General features: G+C 63.6%; 13 protein-coding genes. 4 read left to right on the plus strand and 9 right to left on the minus strand.

The genetic code is table 11. The features are described 5' to 3' along the window. From glgA to X750_RS150470, 7 genes are all read right to left on the minus strand, one after another. On the minus strand, positions 1–1446 hold the full coding sequence (gene glgA, locus X750_RS150500; RefSeq protein ID WP_023747522.1) for a glycogen synthase GlgA: 1446 nt from the start codon (positions 1444–1446) through the stop codon (positions 1–3). Positions 1447–1465: 19 nt separating this feature from the next. Then, entirely contained in the window at positions 1466–2731 is a 1266-nt protein-coding gene (gene glgC / locus X750_RS150495; protein ID WP_023747523.1) for a glucose-1-phosphate adenylyltransferase, read from the minus strand. Between the two features lie 83 nt (positions 2732–2814). Then, positions 2815–5028: a 1,4-alpha-glucan branching protein GlgB gene (gene glgB, locus X750_RS150490; RefSeq protein WP_023738523.1), complete on the minus strand. Its 2214-nt coding sequence runs from the start codon at positions 5026–5028 to the stop codon at positions 2815–2817. 71 nt (positions 5029–5099) lie between these two features. Beyond that, positions 5100–7562 (minus strand): glycogen/starch/alpha-glucan phosphorylase, encoded by a 2463-nt coding sequence (locus X750_RS150485; protein ID WP_023742687.1) that lies wholly within the window; start codon positions 7560–7562, stop codon positions 5100–5102. Between the two features lie 140 nt (positions 7563–7702). After that, positions 7703–8485, minus strand: coding sequence for an ATP-binding cassette domain-containing protein (locus tag X750_RS150480; RefSeq protein ID WP_023670726.1), 783 nt, complete (start codon positions 8483–8485; stop codon positions 7703–7705). After that, positions 8482–9543 (minus strand): ABC transporter permease, encoded by a 1062-nt coding sequence (locus X750_RS150475; RefSeq protein WP_023670725.1) that lies wholly within the window; start codon positions 9541–9543, stop codon positions 8482–8484. The genes X750_RS150480 and X750_RS150475 overlap by 4 nt, the downstream gene beginning before the upstream one ends. A gap of 150 nt (positions 9544–9693) precedes the next feature. Then, positions 9694–10710, minus strand: coding sequence for a sugar ABC transporter substrate-binding protein (locus tag X750_RS150470; RefSeq protein WP_023670724.1), 1017 nt, complete (start codon positions 10708–10710; stop codon positions 9694–9696). 225 nt (positions 10711–10935) lie between these two features. Between X750_RS150470 and X750_RS150465 the strand changes: the two genes are divergently transcribed. The 4 genes from X750_RS150465 to X750_RS150450 all read left to right on the plus strand — a co-directional run bounded on the left by X750_RS150465 (position 10936) and on the right by X750_RS150450 (position 14970). Next, complete coding sequence (locus tag X750_RS150465; protein WP_023742688.1) at positions 10936–12162, plus strand: ROK family transcriptional regulator; 1227 nt, start codon at positions 10936–10938, stop codon at positions 12160–12162. After that, entirely contained in the window at positions 12163–12609 is a 447-nt protein-coding gene (locus X750_RS150460) for an RbsD/FucU domain-containing protein (protein WP_023684581.1), read from the plus strand. After that, positions 12606–13529 (plus strand): carbohydrate kinase, encoded by a 924-nt coding sequence (locus X750_RS150455; RefSeq protein WP_023684582.1) that lies wholly within the window; start codon positions 12606–12608, stop codon positions 13527–13529. The genes X750_RS150460 and X750_RS150455 overlap by 4 nt, the downstream gene beginning before the upstream one ends. 298 nt (positions 13530–13827) lie before the next feature. Then, the gene (locus tag X750_RS150450; protein ID WP_023742689.1) at positions 13828–14970 is read left to right on the plus strand and encodes a DegT/DnrJ/EryC1/StrS aminotransferase family protein; all 1143 of its coding nucleotides are present in this window, start codon (positions 13828–13830) and stop codon (positions 14968–14970) included. A gap of 1 nt (position 14971) precedes the next feature. Here X750_RS150450 and cysQ read toward each other — a convergent pair whose 3' ends face one another. After that, positions 14972–15820 carry a 3'(2'),5'-bisphosphate nucleotidase CysQ gene (cysQ, locus tag X750_RS150445; protein WP_198020976.1) on the minus strand — a complete coding sequence of 283 codons (849 nt, stop codon included), beginning with the start codon at positions 15818–15820 and terminating at the stop codon, positions 14972–14974. After that, positions 15771–17708 (minus strand): sulfate adenylyltransferase subunit CysN, encoded by a 1938-nt coding sequence (gene cysN / locus X750_RS150440; RefSeq protein WP_023747524.1) that lies wholly within the window; start codon positions 17706–17708, stop codon positions 15771–15773. Before cysN ends, cysQ begins: the two co-directional genes overlap by 50 nt. Positions 17709–17710: the final 2 nt, after the last annotated feature.

Consider the following 17710-nt stretch of genomic DNA (forward strand, 5'->3'; position numbering starts at 1 on the left):
TCAGGCAACCCTTTTCGAAAGCAGCAGGCGGTAGAGTTCAACGTATTTGTCGGCGCTCTTGTCCCAGGAGACATCGGCCTTCATGCCCTGGCGCTGGATCTGTTCCCAGACGGCCGGGCTCGAATGCGCATCGACCAGCCGGCGGATGGCGTGCAGCATGGCGCCGCCATTGTTGGGCGCGAACTGGAAGCCGGTGGCGACACCGGCCGAGATCGCTGCTTCATTGGCGTCGATGATGGTGTCGGCAAGGCCGCCGGTGCGGGCGACGACCGGCACGCAGCCATAGCGCAGGCCGTAAAGCTGGGTCAGCCCGCAAGGCTCGAAGCGCGACGGGATGACGATGGCGTCGCAGCCGCCCTGCATGGTGTGGGAAAGCCCCTCGTCATAGCCGACGACGACGCCGACACGGCCGCGATGGCGGGCAGTGGCAGCCAGCAGCGCGCCTTCCAGGCCGGCGTCGCCTGAGCCAAGGATCGCCAGCCGCGCGCCGGTGGCGACGACGCCGTCGACCACAGCCGCCAGTATGTCCATGCCCTTCTGCCAGGTCAGCCGGCTGACGACGCAGACGATCGGACTGTCGTCGCGCTCGAGGCTGAAGCGGTCCTCGACAACCGCCCGGTTGGGAAGGCGAGCCTTCAGCGTCGCGGCGGAGTAGGCCGACACCAGATGCTTGTCGGTCTCCGGGTTCCAGATGTCGGTGTCGATGCCGTTGACGATGCCGTAGAGGTCGGAAGAGCGCATGTTGATGAGGCCGTCGAGGCCCATGCCGAATTCCGGCGAGCGGATTTCCTGGGCATAGGTGGGGCTCACCGTGGTGATCGCCCAGGCCGCCTGCAGGCCGGCCTTGAGGAAGCCGACGCCGCCATAATATTCGACGCCCTCAAGCGCCATCGCTGCGGCCGGCAAGCCGAGCTCGCCAAAAATGCCGGCGCCGAACTGACCCTGGAAGGCAAGGTTGTGAACGGTGATCAGCGACGGTACGCCGACCGCCTTGCCGTAGCGCATGTAAGCCAGCGTCATCGCCGACTGCCAGTCATGGGCGTGCACCAGGTCGGGCTGGTAGCCGGAGATGGCGCCGCCGGCGATATCGCCGCCGACCTGGCTCAACGCTGCGAAGCGCCGCCAATTGTCGGGCCAATCGGCGCCGGCCGCATTGCCGTAAGGGCCGCCGGGACGGTCGTAGAGATGCGGCGCGTCGAGCACGAACAGGTCGAGCCCGGCGATCTTGACGGCATGGACCGAAGCCTTGCCGCCCTGCAGCAGCGGGTATTGGTAGACAGCCTTCTTTTTCTTGAAGGCGTCCATCACCTGGGGAAAGCCGGGGATGAGCGTGCGCATGGTCACGCCCTTGGCGGCCAGCGCGATCGGCAATGCACCGGTCACATCGGCAAGTCCGCCGGTCTTGATCAGCGGGAATATCTCGGGCGTGACCGACAGAACCTGCATGCGTTTATGGTACCCCGTCTTACAGCTTCAGCTTGTCGATCATGTCCTGCGTGACCAGGCAGATGCCCTTTTCCGAAACCCGGAAACGCTTGGCGTCGAGAACAGGGTCTTCGCCAACCACCAGCCCTTCCGGTATCCTTACACCGTGGTCGATGACGACGCGCTTCAACTTTGCGTTCCGGCCGACATGAACGTCGGGCAGCATGACGACCTCTTCCAGCGTCGAATAGGAGTTGATGCGCGCGCCGGTGAAGATCAGGCTGCGCTTCAGCGAAGCACCCGAGACGATGCAATCGCCTGAGACCAGCGAGGACACGGCCGAACCGCGCCGGCCATCCTCGTCATGCACGAACTTTGCCGGCGGCTTCAATTCGGCATAGGTCCAGATCGGCCAGTCACGGTCGTAGAGGTCGAGTTCGGGGGTAATGTCGGTCAGGTCGATATTGGCTTCCCAGTAGGCGTCGACCGTGCCGACATCGCGCCAATAGGCCTCGTTCTCGGCCGTCGAGCGCACGCAGGACTTGGCGAAACGGTGCGCGATCGCCTTACCGTGCTGTACGATGTAGGGGATGATGTCCTTGCCGAAGTCGCGGCTCGAACCCGGATCGGCCGCATCGCGGCGCAGCTGCTCCATCAGGAACTTGGTCTTGAAGACATAGATGCCCATCGAGGCCAGCGCGAATTCCGGCTTGTCGGGAATGCCGGGCGGGTCGGCGGGCTTTTCGACGAAGGCGATGATGTTGTCCTTGCCGTCAACATGCATGACACCGAAGCCGGTCGCTTCCATGCGCGGCACTTCGAGGCAACCGACGGTGACGTCGGCATTGGCGTCGACGTGCTGACGCAGCATCAGCTCGTAGTCCATCTTGTAGATGTGGTCGCCGGCGAGGATGACCATGTATTCGGGGCCATAGGCTTCGATAATATCGATGTTCTGGTAGACGGCGTCGGCGGTGCCTTCATACCACTGCGTTTCCGAGACACGCTGGCTGGCCGGCAGGATGTCGAAGCTTTCGTTTCGCTCCGGCCGCAGGAAGTTCCAGCCGCGCTGCAGGTGGCGGATCAGCGAATGCGCCTTGTACTGGGTGGCGACACCGAGGCGGCGGATGCCGGAATTCAGCGCATTGGACAGCGCGAAATCGATGATGCGCGTCTTGCCGCCGAAATAGACAGCCGGCTTGGCCCTGCGGTCGGTCAATTCCTTGAGCCGGCTGCCGCGGCCGCCGGCCAGCACATAGGCCATGGCATCGCGCGCCAGCGGCTGGGTTCTCTTCAAGTCTGCCATTTTTACCCTCCCAAATTACCAGTCTGGAGCATCGCCCGGTCCGCAACGAGTCGACGGACCTAATCCGTAACGAGTTGACGGACCTAGTCCGCAACGAGTTCAAGCATGATCGTCGACAGCGGCGGCAAAAGCATCGTTGCCGAAATGCCTCCTCCTTCCGCCCTGGCTTCGACCACACCGCCATTGCCCTTGCCCGAACCACCGTAGTCCGAAGCGTCGGTGTTGATGATTTCGCGCCATTTGCCGACCTTGGGCAATGGCACGCGATAATTGTCGCGCGGCACTGGCGTGAAGTTGGAAATGACGGCGATCGGGTTGCCGCCGGGCGCGTTGCGCAGCCAGGCGAAGACCGAGTTTTCCTTGTCGTCGACGATCAGCCAGGAGAAGCCGTCCGGCTCGCAGTCGCGCGCATGTAGCGCCGGGCGCGAGCGATACAGATAGTTCAGATCGCGCACCGTCTGCCAGACGCCGCGATGCGGGTGGAAGTCGAGCAGGTTCCAGTCGAGCGCACGCGCCTCGCTCCACTCGCGGCGCTGGGCGAATTCCTGGCCCATGAACAACAGCTTCTTGCCGGGATACCCCCACATGAAGGCATAGAAGGCGCGCAAAGTCGCGAACTTCTGCCAGTCGTCGCCGGCCATCTTGCCGAGCAGCGTGCCCTTGCCGTGCACGACCTCGTCATGGGACAGCGGCAGCACGAAATTCTCGGAGAAGGCGTAGGTCAGGCCGAAGGTCAGGTCGTTGTGGTGATGTTTGCGGAAGATCGGCTCCTTGGCGAAATACTCCAGCGTGTCGTGCATAAAGCCCATGTTCCATTTGAAGCCGAAGCCCAGCCCGCCTTCATGCACCGGCGCCGAGACCTTCGGCCATGAGGTCGATTCCTCGGCGATGGTCATCACGCCGGGATGGTGGCCGTAGACCTCCTTGTTCATCTTCTGCAGGAAGGACACCGCTTCGAGGTTTTCGCGGCCGCCCTTCTCGTTGGGGATCCACTCGCCGGCCTTGCGCGAATAATCGAGGTAGAGCATCGAGGCCACTGCATCCACGCGCAAACCGTCGACATGGTATTTCTCGGCCCAGAACAGCGCATTGTTGACCAGGAACGACACCACCTCGCGGCGGCCGAAATTGTAGATCGCGGTGTTCCAGTCGGGATGAAAACCCTTGCGCGGGTCGGCATGCTCATAAAGTGCTGTGCCGTCGAAATTGGCCAGGCCATGCGCGTCGACCGGGAAATGCGCCGGCACCCAGTCGAGGATGACGCCGACGCCGGCGCGGTGCGCACCGTCGACGAAACGGGCGAAGCCGTCGGGGTCGCCGAAGCGCGCCGAGGGGGCATAAAGTCCGGTTGTCTGATAACCCCATGACGGGTCATAGGGATGTTCGGAGATCGGCAGGAACTCGATGTGGGTGAAGCCGGTCTCGACAGCATAGGGGATCAGCTGGTTGGCGAGTTCGTCCCATGACAGGAAGCTGCCATCATCGTGCTGCTGCCACGAACCGGCATGGACCTCGTAGATCGATATGGCTTCGCGCCGGGGATCGGCCTTTCGCCAGTAAGCGCGATGCGCCTCGTCGCCCCATTCATGCGCCGGCGGCACCGCCGTCACTGAGGCTGTGGCCGGGCGCAATTCCGACTTGAAGGCGAACGGATCGGCCTTGAGCGGCAGGCGCACGCCGTCCGGGGCAATGATCTCGTATTTATAGGGGTGGCCGGCGCCGATATCGGGAATGAACAGCTCCCAGATGCCGGTGTCGCGGCGGTCGCGCATCGTATGGCGGCGGCCGTCCCATTCGTTGAAGTCGCCGACCACGGAGACGCGCCTTGCATTGGGCGCCCAGACCGCGAAATGGACGCCCGACGCGCCTTCATGGTCGAGGAGATGGGCGCCGAGCTTGTCGAACAGCCTGAGATGCGACCCTTGGGCGATGTAATAATCATCCATCGGGCCGAGTACCGGGCCGAAGGAATAGGGATCGGTCAGCCACCAGTCGCCGCCGGCATTTTTGGCGTGATACCGCAGCGGCTGGCGCTTCTTGATCGACAGTCTGCCTTCGAAGAAACCGGCGTCGTCGCGCCGCGTGAGTTCGCCGGCGTTCTTGCCGGCCAGCGTGTATGCGGTGACGAACTCGGCATTGGGGACGAAGCAGCGGGCAACCAGGCTCTTGCCGGCATCATGCACGCCCAGGATTGCAAAAGGATCGCCATGCGTGCCTGCAACAATTGCGGCGACATCGCCGGCTGACGCCAGCCCGTCCGACCCGCTCGTCGTCGCGGTCGCGCGCGGTTTCTTCATCAGGCGGTGTCCCTCCCTGGGAACCAGTTCTTGTGCACAAGACCCGTTGCTCGTGGCCTCATGCAATCATATCAGGCGGGCACGTTCCAGATTTCTTTCGCATATTGGCGGATCGTGCGATCGGAAGAGAACCAGCCGACGCGGGCAACGTTGCGGATAGCGCGCGCGTACCAATCGGGGCTGTTGCGCCAGACGGCGTCGACATCGCGCTGGGCGGCGGCATAGGCGTCGAAATCCGCCGCCACCATGAACCAATCGCTGTTGTAGAGACCGTCGACCAGCTCGCGGTAGCGATCCGGCTGGTCGGGCGAGAACACGCCCGACGATACTGCGGCAACAGCCTGCGCCAATTCAGGGGAGCCCTCGATCACGGCGCGCGGGTTGTAGCCATTGCTGCGCCGCTCGGCGACTTCCGCCGTGCTCAGGCCGAAGATGAAGATGTTGTCGTCGCCGACGCATTCCTTGATCTCGACATTGGCGCCGTCGAGCGTGCCGATGGTCAAGGCGCCGTTCAGCGCGAACTTCATGTTGCCGGTGCCCGACGCCTCCATGCCGGCAGTCGAAATCTGCTCGGACAGGTCGGCGGCCGGCATCATCACCTCGGCCAGGCTGACATTGTAGTTCGGCACGAACACCACTTTCAGCAGCCCGCGCACCGACGGGTCGCTGTTGATGACCTTGGCGACGTCGTTGGCCAGTTTGATGATCAGCTTGGCATTGTGGTAGCTGGGCGCCGCTTTGCCGCCGAAGAATTTGACGCGCGGCATCCAGTCCTGCTCGGGATGCGAGCGGATCTGGTCGTAGAGCGCGATCGCTTCCAGGATGTTGAGCAGCTGGCGCTTGTATTCGTGGATGCGCTTGACCTGGATGTCGAACAGCGCCGACGGGTCGAGCTTGATGCCGAGCCGGTCTGCGACCAGATTGGCGAGCTTGACCTTGTTGGAGCGCTTGACGGCGGCGAACTTGTCGCGGAAGGCGGCGTCGCCGGCAAAGGCTTCGAGCCCCTTGATGGCGTCGATGTCGTCGAGGAAACGGTCCCCGATCGCCGCGCGGGCGAGCGCGGTGAGGCCTGGATTGCACTGGATCAGCCAGCGCCGTGGCGTGATGCCGTTGGTCTTGTTGTTGATGCGGTCGGGATAGAGCTTGTGGAGATCGGCAAACACCGTCTCCTTCATCAGCTCGGTGTGCAACGCCGACACGCCATTGATCGAGTGCGAGCCGACAAAGGCCAGGTTACCCATGCGCACGCGGCGGTCGCCATTTTCCTGGATCAGCGAGATGCGGCTGATCTGCTCGTTTGAGAACTGGTTGGTGGCGCGCGCCTCAAGCAGCACCTGCGCATTGATGGCGTAGACGATCTGCATGTGGCGCGGCAAAAGCCGTTCGAACAGCGGCACCGGCCAGCTTTCCAGCGCTTCGGGCAGCAGCGTGTGGTTGGTGTAGCCGAAGGTGCGCTTGGTGATGTCCCAGGCCTGGTCGAAATCCAGGCCATGGACGTCCATCAGCAGGCGCATCAGCTCTGGCACGGCGATCGCCGGATGGGTGTCATTGAGGTGGATCGCCGCCTTGTCGGGCAGCGAGGCCAGATCGCCATACTGGCTGAGATGGCGCTGGACGATGTCCTGCAGCGACGCGGTGGAGAAGAAATATTCCTGCCGCAGCCGCAGTTCCTGGCCGGCCTTGTGGGAATCGGCGGGGTAAAGCACGCGCGACAAGGCATCGGCCTTGTTGCTTTCGGCCAGCGCGCCGATGTGGTCGCCGGCGTTGAACTTGTCGAGCAGGATCGGATCGACCGGCATGCCGGACCAAAGCCGCAGCGTGTTGACGCGGTTGGCGCGCCAGCCGACCACCGGCGTGTCGTAGGCGACGGCCTGGACATGCTCGGTCGGCTTCCAGACGTGACGCTCGAGCCGGCCATCCTTGGAGGTGATCGATTCCACCGAGCCGCCGAAGCCGACCTCGAAGGCACGCTCCCGCCGCTCGAACTCCCAGGGGTTGCCGTGGTCGAGCCAGGTTTCGGGCAGTTCGACCTGCCAGCCGTCATGGATCTCCTGGCGGAACATGCCGTTGGCGTAGCGAATGCCGTAGCCGTGGGCCGGAATGTCGACGGTCGCCATGCTTTCCATGAAGCAGGCGGCGAGCCGGCCAAGACCGCCATTGCCGAGCGCCGCATCCGGTTCGAGCCCGGCGATGAGGTCCAGGTCGACGCCCAGCGACTTGAGCGCTTCTCGCATATTGTCCATCAGGCCGAGATTGGAGAAGGCATCGCGCATAAGCCGGCCGATGAGGAATTCGAGCGACAGGTAATAGACGCGCTTTTCCTGCTGGGCGTAGGCCTCCTGCGTCGCCTGCATCCAGTGATCGACGATGCGGTCGCGCACGACCTTGATCGAGGCGGTCAGCCAATCATATTGCGTAGCAACGGACGTGCCTTTGCCGACCCGGTATTTGAGAGCCAGCAAGACTTCGTCGGCCAGCGTCTTGGGATCGGGTATTTCGAGATCGGGGGCTTTGGCTGTCATTGTTCGCGTCATACTGCCTCTCGTGATCGTGCTGCGATCATACCGGCTTTCGCTCTCAGTCCCAGCCTATCCTAGTGCATCGCAACATACGTTCAATCGATTTAGACCAGCATGCCCCCAGTTCCCCTGCGGCAATTTATCCGTCGAGCGGATCAGGCAGCGAGTGCAGCCTCCGGCGGAACCTTCGCTCCCGTCATGAAGGCGACGGCGTCGGACATGGTATATTGCTTGGGATCGATGACGCAGAGGCGACGTCCCAGCCGATGGATATGGATACGGTCGGCCACTTCGAAGACATGCGGCATGTTGTGCGAGATCAGCACGATCGGCAGGCCTCTTTTCTTGACATCGAGGATCAGTTCCAGCACGCGGCGGCTCTCCTTGACGCCGAGTGCCGCGGTCGGCTCGTCCATGATCACCACGCGGCTGCCGAAAGCGGCGGCGCGCGCCACCGCCACGCCCTGACGCTGGCCGCCCGACAGCGTTTCCACCGCCTGGCTGATGTTCTGGATGGTCATCAGGCCAAGCTCGGTCAGCTTGTCGCGGGCGCGCTTTTCCATTGCCGGCCGGTCCAGCATCCGAAGCCAGTCGCCGAGGAAGCCGGGTTTGCGGATCTCGCGGCCGAGGAACATGTTGTCGGCGATCGACAGGGCCGGCGACAAAGCCAGGTTTTGGTAGACCGTCTCGATGCCCGCCTCGCGCGCCTCCATGGGCGATTTAAAAGCGACAGCCTTGCCTTCAAGACGGATCTCGCCTTCGTCGGGCACGGCGGCGCCGGAAATCGCCTTGATCAGCGATGATTTGCCGGCGCCATTGTCTCCGATGACGGCCAGGATTTCGCCGGGGTAGAGGTCGAAGTCGGCATTGTCGAGGGCGGTGACACGGCCATAGCGCTTGATCAGGCCGCGCGCGGTGAGGATGGGTTCCACGGTCATGCCGAAACCTTTCTGATCCATTGGTCGATCGCCACGGCGCCGATGATCAGCACACCGGTGAGGAGCACCTTCCATTGCGGATCGGCGCCCAGCATGTTGAGGCCCATCGAGACGACGCCGACGATCATCGCGCCGAAAAGCGTGCCCAGAATTGAGCCGCGCCCGCCGAACAGTGAAATGCCGCCGATCACCGTCGCGGTTATCGCCTGCAGGTTGTAGTCGGTGACGGCGGCTGACGGCGAGATCGAGCCGTTGCGGCCAATGGAAACCCAGGCAGCAAAAGCGGCGATCAACCCGGCAAGGGTGTAGACCGTCATCAACACCTTCTTGGTCTGGATGCCAGACAGCTTCGCCGCCTCCTGATCATCGCCAACGGCGTAGACATGGCGGCCCCAGGCGGTGTGATTGAGCACGTACCAGAGGATCAAAACGAGCACGACCGTGGCGATGACGCCCAGTGTCAGCACCGCTGTGCCGATCTTGAAACTCAGGGCAAAGAGATGCAGTAGCGGCGCCTGGGCGTCGACGTCGGTATCGCGGATCGTCTCATTGGCCGAATAGATGAAGTTCGTCGCCATGACGATGTTCCAGGTGCCGAGCGTGACGATGAACGGCGGCAGCTTCATGTAGGCGACCAGCAAACCGTTGAGCAGGCCGCAGGCTGCGCCGGCGGCAAGCCCGATGGGCACTGCGAGCACGGCCGGCATGCCGTAGCTGACCGCGCAATTGCCCATGATCACGGCCGAAATCACCATGATCACGCCGATCGACAGGTCGATGCCGGCGGTCAGGATGACCAGTGTCTGCGCGGCACCGAGGATGCCGACGATGGCGATCTGCTGCAGGATCAGCGTCAGCGTATAGGATGAGAAGAAACGCCCGCCAATGGCGATGCCGAAAATTACGATCGACAGGACCAGCACAATCAGCGGCACCGCCGCCGGCGTGGAGTGCAGGAAATGCTGGATGCGCTTGACGGCCGATTTGTGCTCGTCAAAGGCGGCAACGCTTGTGTCGCTGCTCGAGAGAACCTTCTCGAATTCCTGTGCTTGAGCCATGTTTCCTCCCCTGGGCTTCAGCTCCATGCCGATACCCGCTCGCGCCTGTCCGGTCTGCTGCCGGGATTATTCGCGTGACGCATCGTCCACCCGAAGCGGCCGGGGATCAAGCCCCCGGCCGTCAGCTTGTCGCTGGCTGTCAGACAGCCATCAGCCCCAGCACTTGGCGAGGCCTTCCTTGGTGTCGATCGACTTCACGCCATTGGCCGGCTTGTCGGTGACGAGGTTGACGCCGGTGTCGAAGAAGTTCTTGCCTTCGGTCGGCTTAGGCTTGGCGCCGTCCTTGGCGAAGGCGGCGATCGCCTCGATGCCGAGTGCCGCCATCTGCAGCGGGTATTGCTGCGAGGTGGCGCCAATGACGCCTTCGGTCACCGACTTCACACCGGGACAGCCGCCATCGACCGAGACGATCAGCACCTGGCTTTCGAGCCCGACCGCCTTGAGCGCCTGGTAGGCGCCGACAGCGGCGGGCTCGTTGATGGTGTGGATGACGGTGATGGAGTTGTCCTTCTGCAGAAGGTTTTCCATCGCCTTGCGGCCGCCTTCTTCATTGCCGTTGGTGACGTCGTGGCCGACGATGCGGGCATCGTCCTCATCGCCGATCTTGTTGGGATCCTTCACGTCGATGCCGAAGCCCATCATGAAGCCCTGGTCGCGCAGCACATCCACGGTCGGCTGTGAGGGGGTCAGGTCGAGGAAGCCGATCTTGGCGTCCTTGGCCTTGTCGCCGAGGGTCGCGGCTGCCCAGGCGCCGATCAGCTTGCCGGCTTCCAGATTGTCCGTCGCGAAGGTCGCGTCGGCGGCATCGATCGGGTCCAGCGGGGTATCGAGCGCGATCACCAGCAGGCCGGCGTCACGCGCCTTCTTCACCGTCGGCACGATGCCCTTGGTGTCGGACGCGGTGATCAGGATGCCCTTGGCGCCGTCGGCGATGCAGCTTTCGATCGCCGCCACCTGGCTCTCGCTATCGCCGTCGATCTTGCCGGCATAGGTCTTGAGGTCGACGCCAAGTTCCTTGGCCTTGGCGGTCGCGCCCTCCTTCATCTTGACGAAGAAGGGGTTGGTGTCGGTCTTGGTGATCAGGCAGGCGCCGACGCCGGCGGCCGATGCTGTCGAAGCAAACGCCATCAGGCCGAGGCCCGCCGCGGCGAACACGGTGGACTTCAATAAAGCTTTGGTCACGATCTTCCTCCCATGGAACCATGCGGATGCCGCCAACCGGCATCTCGAGCGCATCCACTGAAGTTCTCCCAGTGTGGACGCGCCCTCAAATGACACCAGCGGGAGCCGCCTGTCAATAATTAAATCACTCTTATTTATTATTGACAGCTTTGCGCGGTTCACTCATTCTGCCGCAAAAGCAGTAAGAATAAACCAAGGGAAGGAACAAGGGTGGAGACCGGCATTGCGAGGCACGGTTCGCCCGAGGCGGCCGCCAGCCGTCTCCACCGTGGCACCAACCAGAGCGGCATGCGCGACCACAATGAGCGGCTGGTGCTGTCGTTGGTTCGCCAGCACGGCAGCTTGGCCAAATCAGACATTGCGCGCATGACCGGGCTTTCAGCGCAGACCGTCTCGGTCATCATGCGCGAACTGGAGGAAGACAGCCTGCTGCTGCGCCAGGCGCCGTTGCGCGGCAAGATCGGCCAGCCCTCCATCCCGATGGCGCTGAACCCCGAAGGCGCCTTCTTCATCGGCCTCAAGATCGGCCGCCGCAGCGCCGAACTGGTGCTGATCGATTTCCTCGGAACTGTGCGTTCCATGCTGCAGCACTCCTACCGCTATCCGGCGCCGCGCGAGACGGTTGAGTTCGTCACCGAAGGCATGAAGACGATGCGCGCCGAACTGACACCGGCGCAGGACAAGCGCATTGCCGGGCTCGGCATCGCCATGCCGTTCGAACTGTGGAACTGGGCCGACACCGCCGGCGCGCCGCGCGACATCATGGACGAATGGCGCCATCGCGACATCCGTGCCGACATCCAGGCGCAGTGCGAATTCCCGGTCTATCTGCAGAATGACGCCACCTCCGCCTGCGGCGCCGAACTGGTGTTCGGCCAGACCGGCGGGGCGCGCGACTTCGTCTATTTCTATATCGGCGCCTTTGCCGGCGGCGGCATCGTGCTCAACGGCCGGCTGTTCGGCGGGCCAACCGGAAATGCCGGGGCGCTGGGTTCGATGCCGGTGCCGGGACCAGACGGCAAGCCGACGCAGCTCATCGACGTCGCCTCGATCGCCATGCTGGAAAAGGCGCTTAACGCACGCGGCATTGACGGCTCCTATCTCTGGACCTCGCCGCAGGAATGGGGCGAGATCGGCGCCGATCTGGACGACTGGATCGCCAGCGCCTCGCAGGCGCTTGCCTACGCCATTGTCGCGGCGTCCTCGGTGATCGACTTCGAGGCCGCGGTGATCGATGGCTGGATGCCGCTCGCCGTACGCCGCCGGCTCGTCGATGCCGTCGGGCAGGCGATCGGCACGATTGACGGCGAAGGCCTGAAGCTTCCGGTGGTACGCGAAGGCACCGTCGGCATCCATGCCCGGGCGCTGGGCGGCGCCAGCCTGCCGTTGTCCGAACGCTTCCTCATCGGTTCGAACACCATTTCCCGGAGCACCTGAATGCTGATTGGTATTCCGTCGCTGCTCGGTCCGGAGCTTCTGGCGACATTGCGCGCCATGGGCCATGGCGACGAGATCGCGCTTGTCGACGGCAACTATCCGGCGGAAGAACAGGCGAACCGGCTGATCCGCGCCGACGGTCTTCACCTCATACCGGTGCTTGACGCCATTTTGAGCGTGCTGCCGGTGGACGACTTCGTGCCGGAAGCGCTGTTTCGTGCCTCGGTAAAAGGCGATCCCTCGGTCGCCGATCCGGTCCACCATGAAATCGAAACGATCTGCACCAGGCGCGCGCCGGGCCGGAAGGTGGTTGCGCTGGCGGGCGCCGACTTCTATGCACGCGTCCGGTCGGCATATGCGATCGTCGGGACCAGCGAACCCCGGCTCTACGCCAACATCATCATCCGCAAGGGCGTGATCTATCCGCCGGAGAACAAGAAATCATGATCCTCTGCTGCGGCGAAGCCCTGATCGACATGCTGCCGCGCACCACGACACAGGGCGAGCCGGCCTTTGCGCCCTATGTCGGCGGCGCGGTGTTCAACACGGCGATCGCGCTTGGCCGCCTCGGCGCGCCCGCCGGCTTCTTTTCCGGCCTGTCGTCGGATCTGTTCGGCGGCCAGTTCCGCGAGGCGCTCGGCGCAAGCAAGGTCAGCTCCACCTATGCGCACACCTCCCCTCGCCCGACCACGCTCGCCTTCGTGCGGCTCACCAACGGCCAGGCGACCTACACTTTCTACGACGAAAACACCGCCGGGCGCATGCTGACGACAGAGGATCTGCCGAAACTGGGCGCCGAGATCGAAGCCATGCTGTTTGGCGCCATCAGCCTGATTTCGGACCCGGCGGGTGCTGCCTACGAAGAATTCATGAAACGCGAGCACGAACGCCGCGTCATGATGCTCGACCCCAACATCCGGCCGAACTTCATCCCCGACAAAGCCAAGCACCTCCGGCGCATCCGCTCGATGATGGCGATGGCCGACATCGTGAAGCTATCGGATGAGGATCTGCACTGGTTCGGCGAGGCCGGCTCGCATGAGGACGTCATCCGCAACTGGCTGGATCGCGGCCCGAAGCTGATCGTCGTTACCCACGGCAGCGAAGGTGCCGTCGGCTACAGCAGGGAACACAAGGTCACGGTGATGCCGCATAAGGTGGAGGTGGTCGACACGGTCGGCGCCGGCGACACTTTCAATGCCGGCATTCTGGCCTCGCTGCACGAGCAAGGCCTGCTCACCAAGGCCGGGATCGGCGGCCTTTCGGAGGACGCCATCCGTCAGGCGCTGGCGCTCGGCGCAAAAGCGGCGGCGGTGACCGTGTCGCGGGCCGGCGCCAACCCGCCCTGGCGGCACGAAATCGCCTGATCCACGCTTAGTCCGCCGCCAGCCGCTGCAAGCAGCCGATCACTTTATGTTTCCGCGAGCCGGAAAGACGCACTGAATTAGCCGGATTAATAGGCGGCGAAGCCCGGATTTCCGGCATCTTGCGGCAATGCAGGGAAAGCCTGAAGTAACAGGCTGCGACACCTAGACAACCCGTCCCGCGGCCGGTCCGGCTTTCTAGACCGGCCCAACTCTGGTACCAGCGGCCCGGTTAAGTTGTTGTTTCTGTGCGTGTCATTGTCCCCGGGGCAGCCCGCACCACACCGTTTTTGAGGCCGACATGCAGTTCATCGATCTTGGCGCGCAGCGCGAACGTATCCGCGACCGGCTGAAGGCCGCGATCGACAATGTCGTCGAGGAAGGCCGCTATATCCTCGGACCGCAAGTCACCGAATTCGAAAACAAGCTCGCAGCCTATATCGGCACCAAGCATGTCGTGGCCTGCGCCAACGGCACCGACGCGCTGCTGTTGCCGCTGTTTGCCGCCGGTATCGGCCCCGGCGACGCGGTGTTCGTGCCGAGCTTCACCTTTGCCGCGACGGCGGAAGTGGTGGCGCTTGCCAAGGCCGAACCGGTTTTCGTCGATGTGGACGCCGAGACCTACAACATCGACATCGCCAGCCTCGAGGCGGCGATCGCCATGATCAAGAAGGAAGGCCGGCTGAAGCCGAAGGCGATTATTCCCGTCGACCTGTTCGGGCTTGCCGCCGCCTACGAGGCGATCATGGCGATTGCCAAGCGCGAAGGGCTGCTGGTGATCGAGGATGCCGCGCAGTCGATCGGCGGTTCGGCCGACGGCACAATGTGCGGCGCCTTCGGCCATGTCGGCTCGACCAGCTTTTATCCGGCCAAGCCGCTGGGCTGCTACGGCGATGGCGGCGCGATGTTCACCAATGACGACGCGCTGGCCGACCAGCTGCGCTCGTTTGCGTTCCACGGTAAGGGCGAGACGCAGTATGACAATGTCCGCGTCGGCATCAATTCACGCCTCGACACGATCCAGGCGGCGATCCTGATCGAGAAACTCGCCATCCTCGAAGACGAGATGGTCGCCCGCCAGGTGGTGGCCAAGCGCTACGCCGAAGGTCTCGGCGACATCGTCAAGGCGTCACGCAATCTGGGCGGTGGCCGCTCGGCCTGGGCGCAATACGCCATCGAGACGCCGAAGCGCGACGGGTTGAGGGCGCATCTCGGCGAAAAGGGCATCCCTTCGGTGATCTATTATGTGAAGCCGCTGCACGAGCAGGTCGCCTATCGCGACTATCCGCGCACGCCGACCGGGCTTGCGGTTTCGGAGGAACTGCCGAAGCGCATCCTGTGCCTGCCGATGCATCCCTATCTCAGCGAAGCCGACCAGGACCGCATCATCGAGACGATCCGCAACTACATTGGCTCGAACTCGGCGCATGTAGCGGCGGCGTAAGTTACGCCGCGTCCGCCGCCTTCCCGCTCGCAATAAAATGCGGGTTGGCGAAATCCTCGTCGTCGCTCTGTTTGCGCTTGCCATAGGTGAGCGGCTCGCCGTCCAGCGTGCGCGTCATGCCGCCGGCGGCGCGCAGTACGGCGTCGCCGGCCGCCGTGTCCCATTCCATGGTGCGGCCGAAGCGCGGATAGATGTCGGCTTCGGCTGCGGCGAGCAGGCAGAATTTCAGCGATGAGCCGACCGAGACGATCTCGGCGGCGCCGAGATCCTTGATGAAGGCTTCGGTCTCCGGGGTGTTGTGCGAGCGGCTGGCAACGACCGCCAGCGGCGTGACCGCCCTCCTAACCGAAATCCGCCGGCGGCCGACGATACGGAAGTCGCCATCGACCTCGATTGCTTCGGCCCAGCCCGGCCGTCCAGAGAAGAACCGCCCGCTGCACGGTGCGAAGACGACGCCGATCTCCGGCACGCCGTGCCGGACAAGCGCGATGTTGACGGTGAAATCGGTCCGGCGGTTGACGAATTCCTTCGTTCCATCGAGCGGATCGATCAGGAAGAAGGCGCCATCCAGATCGGGCGGCACAATGCCTTCGGCGACCTCTTCCTCGGCCACGCAGGGAATATCGGGATAGGCCGCACGCAGGCCGGCGAGGATGATCGTCTCGCTCTCGCGGTCGGCTTCCGTGACCGGCGAGGAGTCCGACTTGCTGTCGACCGCGCAGCCGGCCTTGAAGACCCGCATCACCTCGCGTCCGGCTTCGAGCGCCAGGCGCTCGAACACGTCGAGCACCACTTCGTCGTCAGATGCCGCCGCCGCTGTCATATTGGTCTTCGGCAATGTCGCGCTCATTCAGCCAGTGTTCCAGAGCCTCTACCATCTCCTCGGCCGTCTTGCCGAGTGTCTTGAGATGGATTTCGGGATTTTCGGGAGCTTCATACGGGGAATCGACGCCGGTGAAGTTCTTGATCTCGCCATTCAGCGCCCGTGCGTAAAGGCCTTTCGGGTCGCGTCGGGCGCATTCCTCGAACGGCGTATCGACGAACACTTCGACGAACTCGCCGTCGGCCATCAACTCCCTGGCCATGCGCCGCTCGGCGCTGAAGGGCGAAATGAAGGAGACGATGACGATCAGCCCGGCATCGGCCATCAGCTTTGCCACTTCGGCGACACGGCGGATGTTTTCGACCCGATCGGCGTCGGTGAAGCCGAGATCGCGGTTGAGGCCGTGGCGGACATTGTCGCCGTCGAGAATGTAGGTGTGGCGCCCGGAAGCGAACAGCTTCTTCTCAAGCAGGTTGGCGATGGTCGACTTGCCCGAACCGGAAAGGCCGGTGAACCAGAACACGGCGGGACGCTGGCTCTTCAAGTCGGAACGACCGCGCTTGCCGACATCGAGCGACTGCCAGTGGATGTTTTCGGCGCGGCGCAAGGTATGCAGGATCATGCCGGCGCCGACCGTGGCATTGGTGATGCGGTCGATCAGGATGAAGGCGCCGGTATCGCGATTGTCGGCGAAGGTGTCGAAGGCGATCGGCGCCCGGGTCGAGATGTTGCAGATGCCGACTTCGTTCATCTCGAGCGACTTCGCCGCCTCGCGAGCGAAGTCGTTGACGTTGACGCGGTATTTCAGGTCGGTGACGGTGGCGCTGGTCTGGTCGGTCTCGGTGCGCAGTATATAGGAGCGTCCCGGCAGCAGCGCTGCCTCGTCGAACCAGACGATGTTGGCGGCGAACTGGTCGGCGACCTGCGGCCGTGCCGCCGGCGACACCAGCATGTTGCCTCTGGAGACCTCGACCTCGTCATCGAGCACAAGGGTGATGGCCTGGCCGGCCACCGCCTGGGCAAGATCGCGGCCTTGCGCGACGATGCGCTTGACCCGCGAGGCCTTGCCGGATTTGGCGACCACCACCTCGTCGCCCTGCGCGACGGAGCCGGACGCGATGGTGCCGGCAAAGCCGCGGAAGTCGAGATTGGGCCGGTTGACATACTGCACCGGAAACCGGAACGGCAGTTCGACCGCGGCCTCGTCGACCGATATGGTTTCGAGATGCTCGATCAGCGACGGGCCGGAATACCACGCCGTCTTGCCGGAGCGGCTGGTGACATTGTCGCCATAGCGGGCCGACATCGGGATCGGCACGATCGTCTGGAAGCCGAGCTCGTGCGAGAACTGCCGGTAATCCTCGACGATACGGTCGAACACCGCCTGGTCGAAATCGACGAGGTCGATCTTGTTGACGGCAAGCACGATATGGCGGATGCCGAGCAGCGAAGCGATGATCGAGTGGCGCCGGGTCTGGCGCAGCACACCCTGGCGCGCATCGATCAGCACGATGGCGAGATCGGCAGTCGATGCGCCGGTCGCCATGTTGCGGGTGTACTGTTCATGGCCGGGGGTGTCGGCGACGATGAACTTGCGCTTGGGCGTGGCGAAGAAGCGGTAGGCGACGTCGATGGTGATGCCTTGCTCGCGCTCGGCCTCGAGGCCGTCGACCAGAAGCGCGAAGTCGATGTCGTCGCCAGTGGTGCCGTGCTTGCGGGAATCGCGCTCGAGTGCGGCGAGCTGGTCCTCGAAGATCTGCTTTGTGTCGGACAGAAGACGGCCGATCAGCGTCGACTTGCCGTCGTCGACCGAGCCGCAGGTGAGGAAGCGCAGCAGCGACTTCTTCTCCTGCGCCGCCATGTATTCGCGCACGCCGTCGGTGGGAGCGAGGCTCTTGGCCAGGATATGGCGCATGC

Origin of the sequence: Mesorhizobium sp. LNJC391B00, from assembly GCF_000502535.1 — a bacterium.
In the GTDB taxonomy this organism is placed as follows: domain Bacteria; phylum Pseudomonadota; class Alphaproteobacteria; order Rhizobiales; family Rhizobiaceae; genus Mesorhizobium.

What these genes read in the sequence shown, in the direction of transcription:
- X750_RS150460 (WP_023684581.1), top strand. Translation starts at nt 12,163, where the DNA reads ATGCTGATTGGTATTCCGTCGCTGCTCGGTCCGGAGCTTCTGGCGACA.
- X750_RS150485 (WP_023742687.1), bottom strand. Translation starts at nt 7,562, where the DNA reads ATGACGCGAACAATGACAGCCAAAGCCCCCGATCTCGAAATACCCGAT.
- cysQ (WP_198020976.1), bottom strand. Translation starts at nt 15,820, where the DNA reads ATGAGCGCGACATTGCCGAAGACCAATATGACAGCGGCGGCGGCATCT.
- cysN (WP_023747524.1), bottom strand. Translation starts at nt 17,708, where the DNA reads ATGCGCCATATCCTGGCCAAGAGCCTCGCTCCCACCGACGGCGTGCGC.
- X750_RS150455 (WP_023684582.1), top strand. Translation starts at nt 12,606, where the DNA reads ATGATCCTCTGCTGCGGCGAAGCCCTGATCGACATGCTGCCGCGCACC.
- glgC (WP_023747523.1), bottom strand. Translation starts at nt 2,731, where the DNA reads ATGGCAGACTTGAAGAGAACCCAGCCGCTGGCGCGCGATGCCATGGCC.
- X750_RS150475 (WP_023670725.1), bottom strand. Translation starts at nt 9,543, where the DNA reads ATGGCTCAAGCACAGGAATTCGAGAAGGTTCTCTCGAGCAGCGACACA.
- X750_RS150480 (WP_023670726.1), bottom strand. Translation starts at nt 8,485, where the DNA reads ATGACCGTGGAACCCATCCTCACCGCGCGCGGCCTGATCAAGCGCTAT.
- glgB (WP_023738523.1), bottom strand. Translation starts at nt 5,028, where the DNA reads ATGAAGAAACCGCGCGCGACCGCGACGACGAGCGGGTCGGACGGGCTG.
- glgA (WP_023747522.1), bottom strand. Translation starts at nt 1,446, where the DNA reads ATGCAGGTTCTGTCGGTCACGCCCGAGATATTCCCGCTGATCAAGACC.
- X750_RS150450 (WP_023742689.1), top strand. Translation starts at nt 13,828, where the DNA reads ATGCAGTTCATCGATCTTGGCGCGCAGCGCGAACGTATCCGCGACCGG.